This window comes from Nocardiopsis metallicus, assembly GCF_014201115.1.
GTDB lineage: Bacteria > Actinomycetota > Actinomycetes > Streptosporangiales > Streptosporangiaceae > Nocardiopsis > Nocardiopsis metallicus.
In genome coordinates, this window is sequence record NZ_JACHDO010000001.1 from 2,325,112 (window position 1) to 2,344,963 (window position 19,852).

Genomic DNA, 19,852 nt, shown 5'->3' on the forward strand with positions numbered 1-19,852 from the left:
CAGGGGGTCTACACCGGAGGCCAGGGGACGGAGGGCCAGTCGGGGGCCGGGTAGGGGTGGATGCCGTGGTGGATGAGCAGATCCACCCGGGCCCGCACCGCGTAGACCTCGGGGCCGGTCAGGTGGGCGGTCAGTTCCGCGGAGAGCGGGTCCTCGGGCCGGCGCAGGCGCGTGCGTACCTCGGTCAGCGCGGTCAGGGCCTCCTCGGTGAGGGGCTGGCCCTGCCACTGCCACAGGACCGTGCGCAGTTTGTAGTCCTCGGCGAAGGACACCCCGTGGTCGCAGCCGTACAGGTGCCCCTCGGGGGTGGGGAGCAGGTGGCCGATCTTGCGGTCGGAGTTGTTGATGACCGCGTCCAGGACCGCCATCCGGCGCAGCCCCCGGTGCTCGGTCTCCCGGGAGAGGGCCACCAGGTCCACCGTGGTGTCGCCGTGCACCCACAGCTGGACCATGCCCTCGCCGTAGGGGCCGTCGCGGTGGACCGTGGGCGGTACCACGGACCAGCCCAGCGCCTCGGAGACGGCGTAGGCCGACACCTCGCGCCCGGCCAGGGTTCCGTCGGGGAAGTCCCACAGGGGCCGCTCCCCCGCCACCGGCTTGTACACGCACACGGCCGAGCGGACGCCGTCGGAGACCGTGCAGTACAGGGTGGCGTTGGAGGCCGCGGTCAAGCGGCCCTCCACGGTGATCTCGCCCCGGCGCAGCAGGTCCAGGCCCTCCGCGGGGGTGAGCCCGCCGAAGGCGCCCGTGGTGCCCGACGGCAGCGGGTCCGCGGCGGTCGGGCCCGGGTGGCTGGTGGTGTCTTCGTCCACGGGAAGGGGCCTCAAACGAGACGGTCCGGGCGGTAGCCGTTCTGACGCGCGCAGATGTGGCCGTTCGGGTCGAGCGGGCGGCCGCACAGCGGACAGTCGGGGCGGCCCGCGGAGACGACCTTCAGGGCGCGCCCCGCGAAGGCGCGCGCCTCACCGGGGGTGAGGTAGACGCGCAGGACGTCGCGGTGGGCGGGGGCCTCCTCGGCGAAGACCTCCAGCTCCTCCTCGTCGTCCTCGACCAGTTCCTCGGTGGCGGTCTCGTCGATCTCCTGGGCCTCGATGATCACGCGAGCCGCCTCGGCGTCCCACGCCAGGGCCAGGGTGCCCACACGGAAGTCCTGTTCGATGGGCTGTTCCAGAGGCCCGTCGTCCTCGGGCGGGGCCACGTCGTCCGGCGGCGCCCCGAAACGGCGGTGCACCTCTTCCAGCAACTCCTCGATACGGGCGGCCAGAGCCTCCACCTGGGCCTTCTCCAGTACGACACTGGTGATGCGGCCCTCGCCGACGGCCTGGAGGAAGAAGGTACGGTCCCCAGGCTGGCCCACGGTTCCGGCGACGAACCGCTCCGGCGGATTGAACTGAAAAACGGGCATGCCTAGAACCTTAAGGGATGTGGGTGACACGGTGCGATTCACCCGCGCCGCGGTACCCGCACCGGCGCGCACGGGGTGCGGGAGCGCCCGGGTTCGGGAGATCTCGACCGCCTCGACTCGACCGCCTCGACCGGCAGGTGCAGCTCGCCCAGCAGGGTCCGGCCCGCCGTCCCGCGCGTGCCCTGCGGGTCGAAGCTCCCGGCGGGCCCGGCGATGCTGGTGGTGTCCCCGTTGGCCCACACCCCGCAGACCGCGTCGGGGTTCACGGCCGGAGCGGACAGGAGCTCCTCCCCCAGCACGATGGCGACCCTGCGCTGCGGTTCCTCCACGTCGTGACAGGCCGCCTTCGCGGTCAGCCGACGCCAGCCCCCGGCGCCCGCGGGCAGGACCACGACGAGTCCGCGCGGCACCCGACGGCGTCCGCTCGGTCGGCCTTCGAACGGGCTCTGGGGCACGGGGACGGGGGCGAAGCGTTGGTGCGGGACAGACTCGGAACCGGATGGGCGGGGGACACTGGGGCTTTTCCCGCCAAAAAGGATGATGGGGTGCGGGCAGGGGCTCTGCGGGTTACGGAAGGTGGGATGTACCCGGTGCCCGTTCGGTTCGGTCCCCCTGGCCCGCGCCGCCGCCGACCGCCGCGTCGCCCTTGGCCTCGGCCGCGGTGGGCAGGGCACCGGAGAGGGGCTCGCCGGTGTCGTTGAGCTTGTTCAGGAAGGGCCGGGTCCGCGTGTAGGTGATGGAGGTGACCGAACAGGGGTCCACGCGCAGGCGCTGGAAGAGGTCCAGGTGCAGGCCCAGGGCGTCGGCGATGATCGCCTTGATCACGTCTCCGTGGCTGCACACCACGTACAGCGGCGGGGGGTCGCCGGCGGAGGCCTGTTGGAGGAGCCGCCCGTTCCAGTCCCGTACCGCCTCCACGGCCCGGGCCGAGGTGGCGGCCAGTGCCTCGCCGCCGGGGAACCGGGCGGCGCTGGGGTGGTCCTGGACGACCCGCCACAGGGGTTCGGCGGCGAGGTCGGTGAGGGAGCGCCCGGTCCAGCTACCGTAGTCGCACTCGACGAAGCGTTCGTCGGTGGTCACGGGCGTGCCGAGCCGTTCGGAGATCGCCTCGGCGGTTTCCTGGCAGCGTTCGAGCGGGCTGGACACGAGCGCGGCGGGGACGATGCCCTCCAACCGGCTGGCCAGGTCGGCGGCCTGGCCCCGGCCGTTGTCGTTGAGGTGCACGTTGGGCGCGCGACCGGCCAGTCGGGGCCCGGTGGCGTCGGTCATGCCGTGCCGGACCAGCAGGAGCGTGACGGCCTCGGGCGGGGACGGGGGGTCAGCCGGGGACTCGACCGGGGCGTCAGCGTCAGCGGGGATGTCAGCAGGTGTCGCCATGACACCAGGGTAGGCCGCCGCCGAGGTGGAGGCGGGCCGCCTCGGAACGGACTCGGGGAGGGGAGGGACAGGGAAGGGAGTGCGGGGAGGCGGGTCGGTGCGGCTATCCGATCCCGGCTCCGCCCTCCGGGGCGAGGACGCCGGTGGAGACCAGCACGATGATGAGGACGCCCAGGGCGATGCGGTAGTACACGAACGGCATGAAGCTGTGCGTGGTGATGAACTTCATCAGCCAGGCGATGACGACGTAGCCGACCACGAAGGCGACCAGGGTGCCGACGACGGTGGCGCCCCAGCCCGCGTACTCGTTGCCGCCGATGTCGAGCATCTTGTACAGGCCGGAGGCGAAGACCGCGGGCATGGCCAGCAGGAACGCGAACTCGGCCGCGGCCGGTCGGGAGAAACCGAGCAGGCGGCCACCGGTGATGGTGGCGCCCGAGCGGGAGACGCCGGGGATCAGCGCGAGGGTCTGGAAGAGACCGAAGGTCATGCCCCGGCTGAGGGTGAGGTCCTCGATCTCCCTCTCCTTACGGGCGAGGTAGTCGACCACGCCGAGGATGATGCCGAAGACGATGAGCGTCATGGCGATGAGCCGCAGGTCGCGGAAGGCTCCGTCGATCTGGTCCTCGAAGAGCAGGCCCAGGACACCGATGGGGATGGTGGCCAGGATGATGTACCAGCCCAGGCGGGCGTTGATGTCGCCGCGCAGGTCCCGGTCCACGAGGGAACGGCACCACAGGGAGACGATCGCCCAGATCCGTTTGCGGAAGTAGATCACCACCGCGAGTTCGGTGCCGATCTGGGTGACGGCGGTGAAGGCCGCTCCCGGGTCGCGCCAGCCGAAGAAGGCCGCGAAGACGCGCAGGTGGGCGCTGGAGGATACCGGCAGGAACTCGGTGAGCCCTTGGATGAGGCCGAGAACGACCGCCTCGAAGATGGACACTCGGTACGGGCTTTCGTGACGGGTCCGCGCCAGGGGCACGGACATGGACCATTCGGGGTGAGGTCACGGAAAGGCCCGCGTGACGAATACCGCGTGTCGGCCCAGGTCCGGACTGCAATGACTGTACGCGGCGAAGATGTACCCCAGGCCTGTTTCCGGTGAACACGGTAATCTCCGCGGCATGGAACAGCGACAGGTGGGCAGATCAGGGCTCTGGGTGTCTCGTACCGCCCTCGGCACGATGAGCTGGGGAAACGACACCTCCGAGGAGGAGGCCGGACAGCAGCTCACCGCGTTCGTGGACGCCGGCGGCACTTTCGTGGACACCGCGGACATCTACACGGGCGGACAGAGCGAGCGGATCCTGGGGCGGCTGCTGCGCGGGACGGTGCGCCGCGAGGACGTGGTGGTGGGCACCAAGAGCGGGCACACCCCCGAGGGCTACCGGCCGGTGGACGGGTCCCGGCGCCACCTGCTGGCCTCGCTGGACGCGTCCCTGCGGCGCCTGCAGACGGACTACGTGGACCTGTGGCAGCTGCACGCGTACGACCCGCACACACCGCCGGAGGAGGTGCTGTCCGCGATGGAGGCGGCGATCGGCTCGGGCAAGGCCCGCTACGTGGGGACCGGGGACCTCAAGGCCTGGCAGTTCGCCACGTTGGCGACCTGGCAGCGCGCCCAGCCCGGGCGGGTACCGCTGGTGAGCGCGGGCAGTGAGTACTCGCTGCTCAACCGGGGCGCCGACCACGCGCTGCGGCCCGCCGCGGCGGCCAACGACGCGCACGTGATCGCCTGGTCGCCGCTGGGTCGGGGCGTGCTCAGCGCCAAGTACCGCAACGGGGTACCGGCGGACTCCCGCGCCGCCTTCGCGCACATGGCGCCCTACGTGGAGCCCTACCTGGACGAGCGCAGCCGCCGGGTGGTGGAGTCGGTGTGCACGGCGGCGGAGGGACTGGGCGTGTCACCGCTGGCGGTCGCGCTGAGCTGGGCCCGGGACCAGGAGGGCGTGGCGGCCGCCGTGGTGGGGCCGCGCACGCTCTCCCAGCTGGAGGAGATCCTGTCCGTGGAGAGTGTGGAGCTTCCGCCCAAGATCCGGGACGCCCTGGACGACGCCACGGCCGGCCCCGAGCGCTGAGCGTCGGACCCGGGAGCTGACCGTCAGGCTCCGGCCGCGGGGTCGATCGGGAAGTTCTGGTCGAAGACGTGGTCCGGGTCGTACTTGGCCTTGAGCTCGCGCAGGCGACCCAACGCGGGTTCGGGGAAGGCCTGGGCCAGGACCTCGGGTCCGGTGCGGGTGTCGAAGCTCAGGTAGAGCCCCCGCGCCGCGTCGCCCAGCTCCGCCCAGCGGCGGTCCAGGAGAGCGGCTCGGCTGCCCATGGCGGCCAGGGAGAAGTTGGCCGAACGGTGGGCGTAGGCGGTGGCGTCGGCGGCGACGTCGTTGACCGTTCCGCCCACCTGGCGCAGCTGCATGAAGTACGCGTCACCGGTGGCGAGCATCCGGGCCATGGCCTTGGCGGAGGCCGGATCGATGTGCTCCAGCAGCGCCGAACGCGCGGCCGGGGTCGGGTTCCCGCCGTGCGGACCGTCGTGACCGACCAGGATCGCCGGGTAGGGGGCGACCTGGGCGCGCTGGTCCAGAACCGGCCCCACCTGGAGGAAGGGCTCCAGGGCCTGGACCGCGGCGTCGGTGTCGTCGCCCGCGTAGACCACCATCGCCTGGGCGACGGGCCCCTGGCCGCCGCGGCCGGGTCCCGTGGTCAGGAACGCGGTGACCTCCCGCGGGGCGGCCTCGGCGGTGCTCCCCCAGGCCTGGAGGAAGGCCTCGGTGTCGGAGGCGTCGTAGACGAACCGGCCCAGGACGATGTCGCCCACCGGGGAGGCCGTGGCCTCCACCGAGGTGACCACGCCGAAGTTGGCTCCCGCGCCGCGCACCGCCCAGAACAGGTCGGGGTCGTTCTCGGCGTCGACGCGCCGCACGGCGCCGTCGGCGGTGACCAGTTCGACCGCGGTCAGACGGTCGATGGCCAGCCCGTGGGCTCGCGACATGTAGCCCAGGCCGCCGGTGGTGGCGATCCCGCCCACGCCCACTCCCCCGTGGTCGCCCGAGCTGATCGCCAGGCCGTGCTGGTGCAGGGCGGCGCCGACGTCACCCCAGCGGGCGCCCGCGCCGAGGCGGACGAGGCCGGTCCGGGCGTCCAGGACCTCGATCCCGTTCATCCGGCCGAGGTCGAGGACGATCCCGCCGTCGTTGGTGGAGCGGCCGCTGATGCCGTGACCGCCGCTGCGCACGTTGAGCGGCGCGTCCTGCCCGAGGGCGTAGGCGAGGGCCTCGGCGACCTGGTCGGGGGCGGCGGGGCGCAGGACCAGGCCGGGGCGGCCCTGCTGCATGTAGCCGTGCCGGACCTTGGCGTAGCCCTTGTCGCCGGGTTCGACCACGCCCTCGCGCAGGGCTTGGGGGACGGCGTCGTAGTCGATGCCAGGGCGGCGAGCGGCCAGGGCGGCGGCGGGGCGGACCGGCCCGGTCGGGGTGCCCGAGCTGGCGCGTTCGCGTTCGACGGCCTCCCGCAGGGCCGGGGCGACCTCCTGGCCGAAGGTCTGGATGGTGCGGGGGTCGTCGGTGGGCAGGATGAACGTACCGATCCCGTGTTCCAGGGTCAGCGGCAGCAGCTGTTCGACCCACTGCTCGGGCGGGCCCTGGAGGAAACCGCCGCCGGCCGGGGAGAAGGACGCGCCCATGAGGTTGACCAGGCGGCGGATCTGCCGGGGGTCGCGGCCGTGCTCCAGCGCGGAGTCGTCGATGATGCCGTTGAGCTCGGGCAGGTCCTCGGCCTTGGCGTAGCCCAGGCTGGGCAGCCAGCCGTCGGCCTTGGCGCCGGTCAGGCGGAGCATGCGGGGCTTGTAGGCGCCCAGCCAGATGCCGATGTCGTGGGCGGGTTCGGGGCCGCGTTTCATGCCGTTCACGGAGTAGTGCTCACCCTGGAGGCGCACCCCGCCGCGGGCGTCGGTGTCCCAGGCGGCTCGGATGACGTCGATGGCCTCGGAGAGGGCGGTCACGGACTCTCCGGGGGTGCGGCGGCCGCCGCCCATGGCGTTGATGGCGTCCCAGAAGCCCCCGGCGCCGAGCCCGAGTTCGAAGCGGCCCTTGGAGAGTCGGTCGAGGCTGGCGGCGGCGCGGGCCAGGACCGCGGGCGGGCGCAGCGGCAGGTTGATCACGTTGCCCGAGACGCGTAGGCGCTCGGTGCGGGAGGCGACCCAGCTCAGCAGGGTCCACGTGTCGAGGAAGTCGGGGTTGTAGGGGTGGTCCTGGAAGGTGGCCAGGTCCAGTCCGGCGGCCTCGGTGAGTTCGGCGAGCCCGACCACTCGGTCGGGGTGCTGGGCGCTCGGTGTGAGGAAGGTGCCGAACTCCAGGGGGTGTCCGTAGTCGGGCATGGCTGGCTCTCCCGGAGTAGGTCGTTTGTGAGACAAATGATGTTCTGCACAACTTATCTTGCTGAACACCTATTCCTGCTAATCTCGGGCCATGACACCCACCACGCCGGAGCGGCCGGGGCCGGGCGAAACCCTCGGCAGGGGCGGCGGGGGCGGCACCGGGGACAGCAACCTGGGCTGGTCCCTGGCCGTACTGCTCCGCCGCTGGCACGAGCACACCGAGGCGGCCCTGGCCGACCTCCCGCACGGCAGCCGCGGCTACCACGTGCTCGCGGCGGCCGCCAGAGGGGACGCGCCCACCCAGGCGGCGCTGGCCGAGCGGCTGCTCATCGACCGCAGCGTGATGACCTACCTGATCGACGACCTGGAGTCGGCCGACCTGGTCCGGCGCCGACCCGACCCGGGCGACCGGCGGGTGCGCAGGGTCTGCCCCACCGAGCACGGCAACGAGGTCCTGGCCAGGGCGAACACCCTGGTCGAGCACATCGAGGAGCGCGTTCTGGGCGGTTTGGACCCGGCCACCCGAGCCCTCTTCCACGCCGCCGCGGCACGGGCCGCCACCGCCGTCCAGGAGTCCTCCCCCGACACCGACCCCTGCGCCGCCGTCATCCAGGTGAGCGGCAAGAGCGGCGCACGGCCGCACCGGGCAGCCGGGCAGCCACGCGGGCCCCGGGGAAGCGGGCCTGTGGACAACGGTCGGGATGTCACCGGGAGTCGATAGGCTCCCAGCGAGTGCACGTACCACCTGACGAGGGGAACCGGTGTCCGAGGCTGTCGAGAAGGTCAGTGCCGTCCTTGACCGGATGGGCGCCCCGCGCGCCCTCGCGCCGCGTCTGGTGTCCGCGCTGGGCCCCCAACCCGCTGCCGAACTGGACGCCAATCCCTGGCTGCTGCTGCGCCTGCCGGGCGTGACCATGGATCAGGCCGACTACTGCGCCCGCAAACACCTGGGCGATGCCGCGCGCCCCGACGACCCCCGCCGCCTGGGTTCGATGGTCGGGCACGCCATGCGCACCGCCGCCCGCCGCGGGCACACCGCGATCGAGGAGAAACGGCTGGCCACGGTGGTCGGCCAGCTCGGGGTCAACGACCCAGGAGCGGCGATCGAGGCCGCGGTCGCCGCCGAGGAGGTGGCGCTGTTCGAGAGCACGGACGAACCCGACGACGACTTCGACTTCGAGGAGGGCGGCGCCCCCGAGGTACCGGACCTGCCCGACCCCGAACGCTTCTACGCCCCCCATGATGTCGGCCACGCCGAACAGCGCCTGGGCGAACAGCTGCTCCGGCTGATGGGCGGCAGCGAACCGATCATGGACCCGGTGACCGCCGCCGAGACCTTGGAGGCCGCCACCTCCGGGGGCGGCTTCGAGATCTCCGAAACCACCCGGGAGGCGCTGCTCACCGCGACCATGCGCCCGGTCACGGTGGTGCACCACGGCCCCGGCGACCAGACCGAGACCGCCCGAGCGCTGCTGTGCCTGGCCGCGATCGCCACGGAGAGCCAGGTGGGCATCGCGGTGGTCGCCCCCACCGCGCAGACGGCCGCCGCCGTCAACGCCGACCTGGACCGACTGCTGGGTTCGGGCGGGGGCGCCGGCCAGGAGAGCGAAGCGGGTGAGACGGAGTCAGCGGGCGGGGCCGAGCCGGACGCACGCCACTCCCCGCTGCGCGCAGTCTCCCTGCCCGCTTTCCTGGCCGCTGAGCCAGCTCCGGCGGGGATCGTGGTGCTGTGCGAGTCGATGTCCCTGGGTGTGGCCCGCACGGCCGACCTGGTGTCCTCCTGCGCCGACGACGCCCACCTGGTCCTGCTGGCCGATCCGGACCAGGCCCCGTCGGCGACCCCGGGCCGTGTCGTGGCGGACGTGGCCACCTCCCGCACCGCGCACGTGGCGGCCCTGGCCGATGATGCCGCCCCCTCCCCTGTTTCCGTGCTGGCCGGTGCGGTCGCCGAGGGCGGTTGGCCGCAGGTCGAGGCGCCGGGCCGCGAGGTCGTCCAGGTCCCGGCTGCCTCCGCCGAGGAGGCAGCGCACCGCGTGGTGCAACTGGTCACCGACTCCATCCCCCGAGCGCTGGGGATCGACGCCGACCAGGTGCAGATCGTCACCGCCCGCGAGGACGGCCCGGCCGGGGCCCGCTCGCTCAACACCGCCTGCAAGGAGAAGCTCAACCCCGGCCCCGGTGCGCACGGCGGTTTCGACGTGGGCGACCGCGTGGTCCTGAGCGCCGAGGGCACCGGCTACGGCCCGGGCGACACCGGTTACCTGCGCGAGGTGTCCGAGGGGGCGGTGATCGAACTGACCGGCGGCGCCCGGGTGACCGTCACCGATCCGTCCGCGCTGCGCCCCGGCTGGGCGGTCAGCGTGGCCGTGGCCCACGGCAGCCGCTGGCCCGCCGTGGTGGCGGTCTTCCCGCCCCGGGTCCCGGTGTCCCGCCCCCAGGTTTACACGGCCCTGACCAGAACCACCCGCCACGTCTCCGTGGTCGATGCCACCGAGGGCGCTCTGGAGACCGGGGTACGCGAGACCCTCGCCCCGGACCGCACCACCCGGCTGGCCCTCGTCCTCCGCGAGGGCTGACCCCCGGCGTGCCCGGCCGCAAGGAGACGGGCTTCAGCCACGGGTGGTCGGCTCATCCCGGATCTGTCCCCGCGCGAGTGGTGGCGGGTTCTTCCTCGGCCGCATCCGGACCCGTGGCAGTTCCGGGGCGGGGATCCTCGCCATCCCTTCACGGTTCCTGCCCGGTCCGCCGTGTCCCACGTAGCCTTCGACCCGCCCGAACCGTTCGCCGTGCCGCTGCCACTCCTCGCGGTAGCGGCTGATCTCCTCCGTGGAGCGGGCCAGGAAGTTCCACCACATGACGACCTCCTCACCGAAGGGGGCGCCGCCCAGGAGAACGAGCCTGGCCGGTTCGACGCCTTCGTTCGTGATCCGCAGCGTCCGGGCCCCGACACCCGTGTATCCCATGGCATCCTCGGGCACAGGTACGCCCTCGAGCGCGACACTCCCGCCGGTGTCCACCAGGAGGCCGTGTTCGAATCCGGGATCGACCGGGAGGGCGAGTTCGGCGCCGGGATCGAGCCTGAGCTCGGCCCCCACCAGCGGCGTGTACATGCTCACCGGCGACCGCGAACCCAGCAGCGAACCGAGGAAGACCAGCGCGGAGCCGCCCGCGAACCCGACGGGTTCGGGAACGAAGTGCTCGAACCCGCGCTCCGGGCTGTGCCGGGCCTCCTCCGGCAGAGCGACCCAGAGCTGTACACCGTGGAGTCGGCCGGTGTCCGCGGAGGAGGTCTCGGAGTGGCAGATGCCCGCACCGGCCGTCATGAGGTTCATCTCGCCGGGCAGGACGTCCGCGCTGTTGCCCCCGGAGTCGATGTGGGCGATGGCCCCTTCGAACAGCCAACTCACCGTCTGCAGCCCCGTGTGCGGATGCGGTGCCACGTCCATGCCGCCGGTGGCCGCCACGTCGTCGGGTCCGTAGTGGTCGACGAAGCACCACGCGCCGATCAGCGAACGCTGCCGCTGTGGCAGGGTGCGGCGCACGTTCATCGCGCACGGCCCGCCCAGGGGGACTGCCCGAGCGGTGATGATCTCGACCGGAACCCCGTCCGCGCACTCGGCTCGCGGACCGGGAAGTCCGCCATCCACGCACACATGGGTGTCCGGATCGGCCTCTGGGTTGGTCATCGCGCGCTCCCTTCCGTCCCTGGGGCGTGAACACGGAGGAGCACCTCCCACGGCGAGCGCGGCTCCACCATGTCCTCGAAACCTGGGATACATGCTCGGGCCGCCCCGGAGGAACCACCGTACCCAGGCGCACCCCCACAGCGAGGGCACGCCCCCGCACATGCCCCACGGCCCGGTCCCCGAAAAGGGTTCCGACAGAGCTCACCTCGTGGACATGGCCCGGTTCTGCCCTGAGTTCCCTCCTGAGGAACGAGGAACGGAGAGCCGAGAATACATCACACGACTCCCTGCAATCCGACCCTGGATGAGTTAATCCGACACTGGATGAGTTATGCCCTGGTTCTCCGGATGTTGACCCAGGGGCTTGCCAAACATTGAATCGATCGGTCCGGGCGGGTGCCCGCCCCGAAGGGGGCGGGCACCGTGAACAGGGGAAAGAGAACACCGAGCGGGGTGATGTCCTCTCCAGTTCTCAGCGGCTGATGTCGTCCGGCCCCCGGGCCGGGCCGTGGTAGAACTCGCGCTCGGGCTCGTCGTCGGGAACCGGCGGGTAGGTGGGCCCGTCCTCGCCGTGCGCGACGGCTTCGGCGACGGGTATGCCGTGGGACAGCATGGTCTGGGCGACCCGGTTGCGGAGTTCGGGGAGCATCGCATACAGCACGTCACCCGGACAGGCGGTGGCGTTGAAGTCCCGGTGCCCCACAATGGCGCTGGGGTTGAGCCGGTAGGCCCCGCACAGCCAGGCCAGGGTGCCCACCAGCGAGTCGGTCAGGGCCTGGGTCGGGCCCTGGGTCATGTAGGTGCCCTCGTTCTCGATCCCGATACAGGTGCTGTTGTTATTGGCCACGTGCGCGCCGACCACGTGGCGGCCTGCGGCGATGGATTCGGGGGTGTGGTCCCGGCCCTCCATCAGGTAGCCGCCGCGGCTGATGGTGAGCTGCTGCCCGGTGTCGATCCAGCCGTTGCTGTCCATGTGGTGGTTCTGGATCGACTTGGACAGGTTGAGGGCGTGGTCGAGCGTGTAGTTGGTGCTGTTGGCGGTGGCGGTGTGGTGGACGACGACGTAGCTCGGCGCATGCGGCAGCACCTGGATGGCGCCACTCGGCGGACGGGCGTTCCAGGCGCCCCGCCAGTACAGCTGGGGGGCGGCCTGGGCGCCGGTTTCGGTGCCGGGGTCCGTCGCCGCCGAGACCGGCGAAGCACCGAGGGAGCCCCCGAGCAGCGCCGCACCCGAGGTGAGGGCGGCGCCGCGCAGAAGAGTTCTCCGGTCCAGGTCGAAACGGGGGATTTCAGCCATGGAAGTCCTTCATCACCAGGATGGTTACTTGCCAGTAGACAGAATCACCCCGGATTCCACCACCGTCAAAGGGGCCAATCGTTATTTTCTCTGTCCGGATGCGGCCGGAGAATTACAAAAAGGAATCCTGGCTAAAATCCACACAATGATGTAGCGAGTCGGTCCAGGCCTGAATCAACCGCCCTCCCGTTCCGGTCATCCCTCCTGGGCCCGGCGGGACCGGTGGACTTTCAGGTGGTCCCGATACCAGTGGTAGCTGTCCTTGGGGTGGCGTTCCAGGGTCCGGTAGTCCACCCGGACCAGGCCGAACCTGCGCTCGTAGCCGTAGGCCCACTCGAAGTTGTCCAGCAGCGACCACACGAAGTAGCCCCGCACGTCCACTCCGGCTTCGATCGCGCCGGCCAGAGCGGACAGGTGGTCGCGCAGGTAGTCGACACGGTCCCGGTCGTGCACCCGGCCGGCGGGGTCGGGCTCGTCCGGTTCGGCCGAGCCGTTCTCGGTGATCAGGATCGGCGGCAGCCCCGGGTAGCGGCGGTCCAGGTCCACCAGCAGATCCTCGAAGCTCCGCGGGACCACTGGCCAGCCCATGGTGGTGTGCCGGACCCCGTCGAAGGAGACCTGTTCGGCACCGATGTCCACGGCCGTGCGCAGGGCCGGGTCAGGCTCGGTGTGCGGAGCGTCCCGGAGCATGATCGGCCGGTAGAAGTTGACGCCGAGGAAGTCCAGGGGCCGGCCGATGGTCTCCAGGTCGCCCTCGCGCCGGTAGGAACCGTCGGCCAGCCCGCCCCAGGTCTCCTTCTCGTTGTCCGGGTAGGCGCCGGTGAACAGCGGATCGAACCAGGTGCGGTTGTGCAGGGTGCGGGCGCGTTCCACCGCGGCGCGGTCGGCCTCGGAGTTCGTGGCAGGCAGCAGGTGGTCGGGGTTGAGCGTGATGCCGACCTCTCCGGCCCCGCAGGCGCGCAGTTCCTCGACGGCCGTGCCGTGTGCCAGCAGCAGGTGGTGGGCGGCGGCCAGGGCCGGGGTGCCCTCGCGGGTTCCGGGGGCGTGGCGGCCGACCGCATGCCCGACGAAGGCGGAGCAGAAGGGTTCGTTCAAGGTGATCCAGCGGTTCACCCGGTCCCCGAGGCGGTCGGCGACGATCCGCGTGTAGTCGCCGAAGCGGTGCGCGGTCTCGCGCACCCGCCAGCCTCCCTCGTCCTCCAGGGCCTGGGGCAGGTCCCAGTGGTAGAGGGTCAGGACCGGTTCGATCCCCGCGCCGAGGAGGGCGTCGACCAAGCGGTCGTAGAAGGCCAGGCCCTCGGGGTTGACCTTGCCCCTCCCCTCGGGCTGCACGCGCGGCCAGGAGACGGAGAAGCGGTACAGGTCCACGCCGAGGTCGGCGAGCAGGGCGACGTCCTCGGCGTAGCGGTGGTAGTGGTCGCAGGCCACGTCGCCGCTCTCGCCGCGGGCCACGCGGCCGGGGGTGCGGCAGTAGGTGTCCCAGATCGACGGCCCTCGGCCGCCCTCGGTGGCCGCACCCTCGACCTGGTAGGCGGCGGTGGCGGTGCCGAACAGCAGGCCGGGTGGCAGTAGGGGCTCTTGCATGGGGACCTTTCAGATTGGGAGCGCTCCCAGAATGGTCGAAAAGCACAGGACAGGCAACCCCCCGAACCAGATCGTCCCCGTGACCGTCCCAATCCCCAGCGCGTCCCCCGGCACCCCGTCCCACCCCCGGGCGCGCAGGGAAGGGTAACCAGGCATGAGTTGGACCGACTACTCGCAGAACGTGCGCATCAGGGAACTCCAGGAGGACCTGAGCGGCGCATACTCGCAGATGGCCCGTGACCGCAGCCGCATGCGCTCGGAACTGGGCCGGATCCGGGGCACAATGGAGCAGCGGCTGGACCGGGTCTCGGCCACCCTGGACGCCTTCATCGAACTCAGTGACGTACGCGCCACCCTGGCGATGTTCGACAACGCCGCGATAGCCCGGCACCGCACCCTCCAGATGCTGGACGGTGCCGCCCTGCCCTCCCTGGACCTGGAGGACGTGCACGGGTACTGGCTGGTGCCCGCCGCCCGCGGCCTGCACGCCCTGCTGCGCGATGACCTCAACCAGGCCCGGCTGCGCTTCGACGAGGCGGCCGGGATCGACCTGGAGCGGGCCCGCTACTTCGCCGCTCTGGCCTGCGCGCTCACCCGCTCCGAGTACGCGCGCACCCTGGGCGAGAGCGTGTCCGCGGACCTGCTCCCCCATCTGCCCGAGCCCGGGGTCCAGCTGAACCGCGGTCAGCGCGCGCTGTGGATCCTGACCGCCGACGGCTCCTTCGGCGACGACGCCCGCGAACACCTGCTGCTGTCCACCCTGCGGCTGTGGTCCGCCGAGAGCGTCCGGGTCCCCCCGGTCGACGAGTGGTCCGCCTCCCCCGGCCCCGCCTCCGGCCGTTCGGGCGGTCGCAAGCCCTCGCTCGGCACCGGCAAACTCAGCACCGACGCCACACCCCAGCGGGAGGCCGCCGCCGCTCTCTCCCACCTGCGCGAACGGGTCGCCAAGGTCACCGCCCTGGGCGGTGAGGACACCCCGATGGAGACGCTGAGCCCCGACGAGGCCAGCTCCGACTTCCTCCGGGACACCCTGCGCCTGCTCGTGGAGGAGGGCAGCCAGGAGGAGGCTCCCCTGCTGGCCCAGGCCAACCGGCTGCGCGCAGTCATCGAGAACAGCGGCCAGGAGGGTGCCCTCCCCGCCTGGACCGACACCGTCGACAGCGTCGGCGCCCTCCTGCGCAGGGATCTGATCAGCGAGAGCGCACCCCCGCACCGCCGCACCTTCTCGCTCGTACTCCAGCGCACCGCCGTCCTGGAGACCGCCGAGGACCTCATGAGGCGGGCCAGCGCGCCGCTCCCCGAGAAGGCGGAGGCGAACTTCCACGGGGTGAAGGTGAACATCACCGCCTCCGGCCCCGACCGCCGGGACGTCGAGCGCTCCCGCCAGCGCCTGCGCGACCGCTCCGCCCCCGACCGGGGCGAGCGGAGCGCCTTCTGGGGATGCGTGGCCGTCGGGGCGGGGCTCTTCCTGCTGTCCCTGCTGACCATGAACGGCGTCCTGTGGTTCCTGACCCTGGGCGCCGCGGTGGCCGCCGGTTTCACCTTCTTCGCCGCCGAACGGGAGCGCGACGACATCGAGGCCATGATCCGGAACCAGAGCCGCAAGCTCGACCAGCAGGTCGACCAGGCCGTGCAGGACTGGCGCAAGGTCCGGAGCGAGGCCGAGGAGCACGCGGCCGCCGCCCGGAGCGACCTGGCCGAGGTCCACAAGCTGCTCAATCCCTGAGAAGCTGACCTCCTGCCAACCGCACCGGGGGGAGGCCGCCCTTGGCCTGGACCGGTGATCCGAGGACTCCGAAGAGGCGTACACCGCGGCGCCCGGAGGCGGTGGCCGGGGTGGACCCGGGCATCACGTCGCTGGCGGTGGCCACTGACCCGACGGCCAGGTGCGACAGGTGACCAACCCCAGTTACCTGGGCCGGGATCTGAAACGGCTACGCTGCGACTCCCGGCGGGGCATCGGCGGGCGGGGCGGCGCCCGCCCGCGAACACGCCGACCGCGGCCCCCGCCCCCGGGCACACGCCCCCCGGGGGCGTGTGCCGCAGTCGGCCTCCAGGGCCGGTGTCCCGGCCGTGCTCAGCCCACGGGTCCGGAACGGCCGACCCACCACGATCGGATGGTCCAGCCGCCCAGCCCCAGGCCGAAGAGGATCAGTCCGGCGGTCATGACCCACTCGTTCGAGCCCTCCGGCCCGTACACCCGGTTCGCCGAGCCCACGTCCACAGCGGCGGTCTCCTCACCCACCCGGCAGGTCTGCCGATTCCCGCCGTAGAGGTAGATGTCCGCGCGTTCGGGGCCGCCGGACTCGGGTGCGTAGGTTCCGTAACAGGTGCAGGACTCGTGGCCCGGATGCTGGACGCAGTCCAGCATCGTGGCGCTGAAGGTACCGGGGGTCCCGTCCGCGCGGGCCGCGCGCAGACTCCGCTCGACGTTGGCGGCCCCCATGGAGACGATGAGGGCGGCGATCAGTAACAGGACCACGTTGAACGCCGGGATCCGGCGCCGCCCGCTGTTCACCGGCCCGACCGGGGCGGATCACCGGCGCACGAGCACCGCATCGCCTCGCGTTCCGCCGGGTTCGGCCGCGAGTGCAGGTACATCGCCACGGCCATCGGGACGAACACGAGCGTGTTGTAGAACAGGTGCAGTTCGACCCGCGGTATCAGCAGCTGGATCAGGCTGCTGGGGGCGTCCCCGCCACCGAGGTGGACCCCGTTGCTGACCTGGACGAGCAGGATCAGGTGCTCGAAGTGGTGCCAGACCTGGATCAGGAGCGAGACCGTCCACCACGTCCTGGCCCTGCCGGTGAACCCGGGCAGCAGGAGCAGGAGCCCGATGAGCATGATCAGGGCGTATCCGTAGTGCATCCACTCGGAGGTGACCAGCCACGGGAACGGGATGCCGAGGACGCCCCGGGCCTCCGCCAGCGGCCAGTCGAACACGTAGATCTGAACGGCCTGGGCGATGTGCTCGGCCCAGTGCGCGATCACGATGACCAGGTACAACTGCAGGCACAGCCGGTGCCGGTCGACGTTCAGCACGTCCATACCCCGGTGGTACCGGTCCGCCAGGTTCGGACGCCGGGCGGGGGCGTCGGTTTCGGTTGCCTCGGGGGATTCGGAGGCCTTCACGGATGCGGTCGTGGGCGAATCGTCACTCATGGGACTCCCTGGGTTCGCGGGTGTTCGGGGTGGAGGGTTCCTCGGAGGCCGGCGTTCGGCCGGAACCGGGCGGTGTGGTGACCGGGGGCGGTGCGGTGGCCGCCGCTCCAGGCACGAAGGGGGCGCCGACCAAGACGAGGCCGCGGAGCACACAGGTGATAACCAGCGCGAAGAAGAGACCGAAGACGATGTTGAAGCTGACCAGGAGCCCGTACACCATCGCCGTCGTGAAGCCGAACACCATCTGGTTGCGCGGTTTGGAGGGCGTGGTCCCCGGGTCCGTGATCATGTAGTTCGTGAACAGGATGAACGCGACACCGGTCATCGGCATCAGTGCCGCCAGGAGCATGTGGTCCAGGAAGAGCCAGCGCAGCACGGCTTGGAGCGCGAACCCGCCCACCCAGGCGAGGATCAGCGGCCAGCGTTTGGTGAGGTTGACGTTGAGCATGGTCCCGGCCATGAGGATCCCCAGCGGAATCAGCCAGTCCACGGTGCCGAAGGTGTTGTTCGTGAAGTGGTAGGGCGGTGCGATCCCCACCCACGGGAAGATCAGCAGCGTCACCGCGATCCCGAAGTTCGAGGGGTTGAGGAAGTGCTTCTTGCGGCCCCTGACCGGCAACCGGAACAGGTACTTGCTACTCACCGCCACGGCCACCGCGAACAGGTACGGCCACAGCGAGGCGTTGCCCCACAGGAGCAGCGCACAGGCCAGGCCTGCGATGTGGGTGGGCAGCAGGTAGTCGACCATCTTCCCGATGCCGCCGACGTAGCCGGGTTCGCGGCCCTCGGCCCGCGCGTCCAGGGTCTCCAGGACGAGGTCGAGCGCGTAACCGAAGAGGATCGCCGCGATGGGCGTGATCGGTGACTGCTCGAAGCCGAGGAACAGGTGCCCGAGGAGTGTGAACACGGTGATGGAGGTGGCGAACATGCGCAGCGCCTTCAGACGGTGGTCCGCCTTGGGTGGCGCGGCGCTCTGCGGGGGTTGGACCACGGGGGCCTCGTGGGTACTCGGCCCCGGTCCCGGGGCCGCACCGCTGTCGGATCTGGTCACCGTCATCGGACTACCGCCGTTCCGTCGTCGTCGAGGAGGACCGTGTGAGTACCCGGTTCCACAACCATCTCGGTGCTGTGCCGTTCGCCCGTGCCGTCCCGCCAGGAGACGGTGATCGGCAGGTCTCCCGAAGGGGCGGCCAGGTGGACGATGGAGTCGGAGACCCCCACGTGCCCGTTGGCGTGGAAGAGCTCCCTGGTCTGCGGCGGGTGCCCCTCACCGTCCACGCGGACGGACGCTCCGATCGCCGGAGTGAGGGCGTCGCCGCCCGCGGCCCCCGGCCGGACCAGGCGCAGCACCACGCCGGGCGCGGCGTCGGGGGCCCTGTTCAGCAGGAGCCGGGAGTCCTCCCACTGGTTGGCGACCACCACGTCCAGCAGTCCGTTGCCGTTGACGTCGCCGAAGGCGAAGGCCCGTGTGACGTCGTACTCGGCGATCCCCACCGCTTCGGCGAGGTCGGCGTAGGAACCGTCGTCGCCGCGGACCCAGAAGGGGTTGGTCTCGTGTCCGGAAATGTCGTCGCCCTCAGCGAAGTTGGGCCACACACCGGGGTGGTGGAGCAACTGGTCGTTGCCCATGGCGATCTCCTGGAGCTCCGGCCAGCGCGTGGTCTCCCCCTTGAGGAAGCCGGTGGCCTGGAACAGCTCGTCGGTGCCGCTGTTGTCGAAGTCGCCCGCCTTGACGTCCCAGGACCATCCGCTGCGCGCGAGCCCCAGCTGTTCGCTGCTCTCGCTGTAGGGGACGGCTCCGTCGAGGAGGTCGGAGGCCTCGCCGTCGGGGACGAAGGCGAAGTTGCTCTCGTGCAGTGCGTAGGGGCTGGTGATGTTGCTGACCACGATCATCGGCAGTTCGGCGCCGTCCGCGTAGGTGAAGGCGACGCCCATGCCCTTGAAGGACCCGTTTCCCATGACCTGTGACTTGGGTGTAGCCATGTCCCGGTCGCCCTTCAGCAGTTCCAGCCGGACGTCGCCCGGGGTGGAGTGGTTGACCAGGAGGCTGTCGTTGCCGAAGTCGTTGCCCAGGTAGATGTCGGGGACCCCGGTGCCGGTCAGGTCCTGGAAGCCGATCGCCAGTGTCCAGGCGGTCGTGGCCCGCTCCGGGATGGCCGTGCTCGCGTCGGAGACAACGGGAGGCGTGTCCGCCTCACCGGTCGGCTCGGTGAGCAGGAGGCGGTTGCGTCCGGCGTTGGTGGCCAGGCCCATGCTCTGCTGCATCTGCATGCGCGTCTCGTCGTGGGCGTCGGGGTCCAGGACGCGCGCACCGTCGGGGAAGTAGTTGCCGACCAGGATGTCGAGGCTGCCGGAGCCGTCCACGTCCGCGACGTTCAGCGAGGTCGTGTTCCAGACCTGCATCGGTTCGACCAGCTCGTGCGCGGTGAAGTTCTCCGAGGCCGGCACGGCCTCCGGCCCGGCGGTGTTCATGAACAGGACCGGGGAACGGCCCCAGTAGTAGACGATGATGTCGAGGTCGCCGTCCTCGTCCAGGTCGGCGGGGACACAGCCCATGGGGGCCATGGTGTGGTCGTAGGGCAGGCCCTCGGGCAGCAGCTCCACGACCGGGTAGTCGTCCTCACCGCTTCCGGGGGCGTTGCGCAGGGTCACGCTGTCGTCCCGGGGGTCGACCAGGCAGACGTCCGCGGACTTGCCCAGACCGCGCAGGTCGAGAAGGGTGCCGCCCGCGCCCACGGCGGAGATCCATCCCCTGAAGTGTTCCAGGTCGGGCGCCACGTCCCGTTCGGAGCGGGCGTCGTCGGGTTCTGAGTTGAGGTCGAGCGCCTCGAAGGCGAAGGGTGCCGCCCGATCGGTGTGTTCTGACTCGCTCAGTGAGGGGCGGATGGTCATGACACCGACCGCACCCATGAGGGCGAGTGCCAGCGCCAGTGTCGCTATGCGGTACATGGAGCCCATGCTTCTCCCAT

The 19,852-nt window shown here is 71.3% G+C and carries 17 protein-coding genes; 4 read left to right on the top strand and 13 right to left on the bottom strand.

Features of this window, described 5'->3' with window-relative positions:
- Positions 1 to 8 precede the first annotated feature (8 nt).
- From HNR07_RS09920 to HNR07_RS09940, 5 genes are all read right to left on the bottom strand, one after another.
- Entirely contained in the window at positions 9 to 812 is an 804-nt protein-coding gene (locus HNR07_RS09920) for an SCO1664 family protein (protein ID WP_376769913.1), read from the bottom strand.
- Positions 813 to 823: 11 nt separating this feature from the next.
- Positions 824 to 1,405, bottom strand: coding sequence for a DUF3090 domain-containing protein (locus tag HNR07_RS09925; RefSeq protein WP_017581205.1), 582 nt, complete (start codon positions 1,403 to 1,405; stop codon positions 824 to 826).
- A gap of 38 nt (positions 1,406 to 1,443) precedes the next feature.
- The gene (locus HNR07_RS09930) at positions 1,444 to 1,815 is read right to left on the bottom strand and encodes a hypothetical protein (RefSeq protein ID WP_184364520.1); all 372 of its coding nucleotides are present in this window, start codon (positions 1,813 to 1,815) and stop codon (positions 1,444 to 1,446) included.
- A 157-nt stretch (positions 1,816 to 1,972) separates the two neighbouring features.
- Positions 1,973 to 2,782, bottom strand: coding sequence for an MSMEG_4193 family putative phosphomutase (locus HNR07_RS09935; RefSeq protein WP_184364521.1), 810 nt, complete (start codon positions 2,780 to 2,782; stop codon positions 1,973 to 1,975).
- Positions 2,783 to 2,885: 103 nt separating this feature from the next.
- Complete coding sequence (locus HNR07_RS09940; RefSeq protein ID WP_184364523.1) at positions 2,886 to 3,725, bottom strand: undecaprenyl-diphosphate phosphatase; 840 nt, start codon at positions 3,723 to 3,725, stop codon at positions 2,886 to 2,888.
- 181 nt (positions 3,726 to 3,906) lie between these two features.
- On the opposite strand from HNR07_RS09940, the gene HNR07_RS09945 reads away from it, so the two are divergent.
- The gene (locus tag HNR07_RS09945) at positions 3,907 to 4,860 is read left to right on the top strand and encodes an aldo/keto reductase (protein ID WP_184364524.1); all 954 of its coding nucleotides are present in this window, start codon (positions 3,907 to 3,909) and stop codon (positions 4,858 to 4,860) included.
- A 23-nt stretch (positions 4,861 to 4,883) separates the two neighbouring features.
- On the opposite strand, the gene HNR07_RS09950 is transcribed toward HNR07_RS09945, so the two are convergent.
- A complete protein-coding gene (locus tag HNR07_RS09950; protein WP_184364525.1) occupies positions 4,884 to 7,154 on the bottom strand; it encodes an LLM class flavin-dependent oxidoreductase in 2,271 nt (756 codons plus the stop codon).
- 91 nt (positions 7,155 to 7,245) lie between these two features.
- Here HNR07_RS09950 and HNR07_RS09955 point away from each other — a divergent pair, with 91 nt between their 5' ends.
- Positions 7,246 to 7,875 (top strand): MarR family winged helix-turn-helix transcriptional regulator, encoded by a 630-nt coding sequence (locus HNR07_RS09955; RefSeq protein ID WP_246420218.1) that lies wholly within the window; start codon positions 7,246 to 7,248, stop codon positions 7,873 to 7,875.
- Between the two features lie 40 nt (positions 7,876 to 7,915).
- Positions 7,916 to 9,730 (top strand): helix-hairpin-helix domain-containing protein, encoded by a 1,815-nt coding sequence (locus tag HNR07_RS09960; protein WP_184364526.1) that lies wholly within the window; start codon positions 7,916 to 7,918, stop codon positions 9,728 to 9,730.
- Between the two features lie 33 nt (positions 9,731 to 9,763).
- Here the strand turns inward: HNR07_RS09960 and HNR07_RS09965 are convergent, their stop codons facing one another.
- The 3 genes from HNR07_RS09965 to HNR07_RS09975 form a co-directional block, all read right to left on the bottom strand.
- A complete protein-coding gene (locus HNR07_RS09965; RefSeq protein ID WP_184364527.1) occupies positions 9,764 to 10,840 on the bottom strand; it encodes a pirin family protein in 1,077 nt (358 codons plus the stop codon).
- 472 nt (positions 10,841 to 11,312) lie between these two features.
- Entirely contained in the window at positions 11,313 to 12,137 is an 825-nt protein-coding gene (locus HNR07_RS09970) for a peptidoglycan recognition protein family protein (RefSeq protein WP_184364528.1), read from the bottom strand.
- Between the two features lie 195 nt (positions 12,138 to 12,332).
- Positions 12,333 to 13,721 (bottom strand): GH1 family beta-glucosidase, encoded by a 1,389-nt coding sequence (locus HNR07_RS09975; protein WP_184364529.1) that lies wholly within the window; start codon positions 13,719 to 13,721, stop codon positions 12,333 to 12,335.
- Between the two features lie 154 nt (positions 13,722 to 13,875).
- On the opposite strand from HNR07_RS09975, the gene HNR07_RS09980 reads away from it, so the two are divergent.
- The gene (locus tag HNR07_RS09980) at positions 13,876 to 15,447 is read left to right on the top strand and encodes a hypothetical protein (protein WP_184364530.1); all 1,572 of its coding nucleotides are present in this window, start codon (positions 13,876 to 13,878) and stop codon (positions 15,445 to 15,447) included.
- Between the two features lie 351 nt (positions 15,448 to 15,798).
- Here the strand turns inward: HNR07_RS09980 and HNR07_RS09985 are convergent, their stop codons facing one another.
- The 4 genes from HNR07_RS09985 to HNR07_RS10000 are packed head-to-tail and all read right to left on the bottom strand — an operon-like array spanning position 15,799 to position 19,841.
- Positions 15,799 to 16,239, bottom strand: a complete 441-nt coding sequence (locus HNR07_RS09985; protein WP_184364531.1) for a hypothetical protein — start codon at positions 16,237 to 16,239, stop codon at positions 15,799 to 15,801.
- Positions 16,236 to 16,883 (bottom strand): hypothetical protein, encoded by a 648-nt coding sequence (locus HNR07_RS09990; RefSeq protein WP_246420220.1) that lies wholly within the window; start codon positions 16,881 to 16,883, stop codon positions 16,236 to 16,238. Before HNR07_RS09990 ends, HNR07_RS09985 begins: the two co-directional genes overlap by 4 nt.
- Positions 16,876 to 17,940: an enediyne biosynthesis protein UnbU gene (locus tag HNR07_RS09995; protein ID WP_246420223.1), complete on the bottom strand. Its 1,065-nt coding sequence runs from the start codon at positions 17,938 to 17,940 to the stop codon at positions 16,876 to 16,878. Before HNR07_RS09995 ends, HNR07_RS09990 begins: the two co-directional genes overlap by 8 nt.
- Positions 17,937 to 19,841 carry an FG-GAP repeat domain-containing protein gene (locus tag HNR07_RS10000; RefSeq protein WP_184364532.1) on the bottom strand — a complete coding sequence of 635 codons (1,905 nt, stop codon included), beginning with the start codon at positions 19,839 to 19,841 and terminating at the stop codon, positions 17,937 to 17,939. Before HNR07_RS10000 ends, HNR07_RS09995 begins: the two co-directional genes overlap by 4 nt.
- Positions 19,842 to 19,852 lie beyond the last annotated feature (11 nt).

Coding starts and splice junctions, on each gene's coding strand:
- HNR07_RS09925 (WP_017581205.1), bottom strand. CDS start 1,405: ATGCCCGTTTTTCAGTTCAATCCGCCGGAGCGGTTCGTCGCCGGAACC.
- HNR07_RS09935 (WP_184364521.1), bottom strand. CDS start 2,782: ATGGCGACACCTGCTGACATCCCCGCTGACGCTGACGCCCCGGTCGAG.
- HNR07_RS09945 (WP_184364524.1), top strand. CDS start 3,907: ATGGAACAGCGACAGGTGGGCAGATCAGGGCTCTGGGTGTCTCGTACC.
- HNR07_RS09950 (WP_184364525.1), bottom strand. CDS start 7,154: ATGCCCGACTACGGACACCCCCTGGAGTTCGGCACCTTCCTCACACCG.
- HNR07_RS09955 (WP_246420218.1), top strand. CDS start 7,246: ATGACACCCACCACGCCGGAGCGGCCGGGGCCGGGCGAAACCCTCGGC.
- HNR07_RS09965 (WP_184364527.1), bottom strand. CDS start 10,840: ATGACCAACCCAGAGGCCGATCCGGACACCCATGTGTGCGTGGATGGC.
- HNR07_RS09970 (WP_184364528.1), bottom strand. CDS start 12,137: ATGGCTGAAATCCCCCGTTTCGACCTGGACCGGAGAACTCTTCTGCGC.
- HNR07_RS09975 (WP_184364529.1), bottom strand. CDS start 13,721: ATGCAAGAGCCCCTACTGCCACCCGGCCTGCTGTTCGGCACCGCCACC.
- HNR07_RS09980 (WP_184364530.1), top strand. CDS start 13,876: ATGAGTTGGACCGACTACTCGCAGAACGTGCGCATCAGGGAACTCCAG.
- HNR07_RS09990 (WP_246420220.1), bottom strand. CDS start 16,883: ATGAGTGACGATTCGCCCACGACCGCATCCGTGAAGGCCTCCGAATCC.
- HNR07_RS09995 (WP_246420223.1), bottom strand. CDS start 17,940: ATGACGGTGACCAGATCCGACAGCGGTGCGGCCCCGGGACCGGGGCCG.
- HNR07_RS10000 (WP_184364532.1), bottom strand. CDS start 19,841: ATGGGCTCCATGTACCGCATAGCGACACTGGCGCTGGCACTCGCCCTC.